1 protein-coding gene is annotated in these 690 nt (G+C 63.6%); it reads left to right on the plus strand.

Annotated elements, in window-relative coordinates:
- Positions 1-690, plus strand: a 690-nt coding sequence (locus AC5RWX_RS34030; RefSeq protein WP_494100537.1) for an ImmA/IrrE family metallo-endopeptidase, incomplete at both ends; no start/stop codon positions are given.

Raw genomic sequence — 690 nt, forward strand, 5'->3', positions numbered from 1 at the left:
GGTCACTACGTGCTGGGGCACGGGACGCCCCGGAACTACGGTGATTTCCTCGCCCAGCGGGTGGCCACCAACTATTTCGCCGCCGCCCTTCTCCTCCCTGAGCAGGCAACAGTGGAATTTCTGCAAAAAGCCAAGGCGGCGAAGGAGATCGCGGTGGAGGATATCCGGGACGCTTTTGCCGTTTCCTATGAGACAGCGGCCCACCGATTCACCAACCTGGCCACGAAGCATCTGGGGATCACAACGCATTTCCAGAAGACGCACCAGAGCGGAATCATCTACAAGGCCTATGAGAACGACGGCGTGAACTTTCCGCAGGACCATACCGGGGCCATTGAGGGGCAGCCCTCCTGCAAGGCCTGGACGTCACGCGCTGTGTTCGACGTGCCGGACAAGTTCAGCGCCTACAGCCAGTACACGGATACGCCGTCCGGTACATACTGGTGCACGGCCCGCACTGAACGTTCCGCCAGCGGCGAGTTTTCGCTAAGCATCGGGGTGCCGTACCAGCATGTGAAGTGGTTCCGCGGGCGCGAGACGACGGCGCGGGCTACTTCAAGCTGCCCGGATCCCACCTGCTGCAAACGACCGCCCGAATCACTGACGTCGGAGTGGGCGGGCAACGCGTGGCCGTCCGCCCGGGCCCACTCGCATCTGTTGGCCGCTATGCCGCCGGGGGCGTTCCCGGGC

The sequence above is a fragment of the Arthrobacter sp. SPT-J7 genome (genome assembly GCF_059089965.1).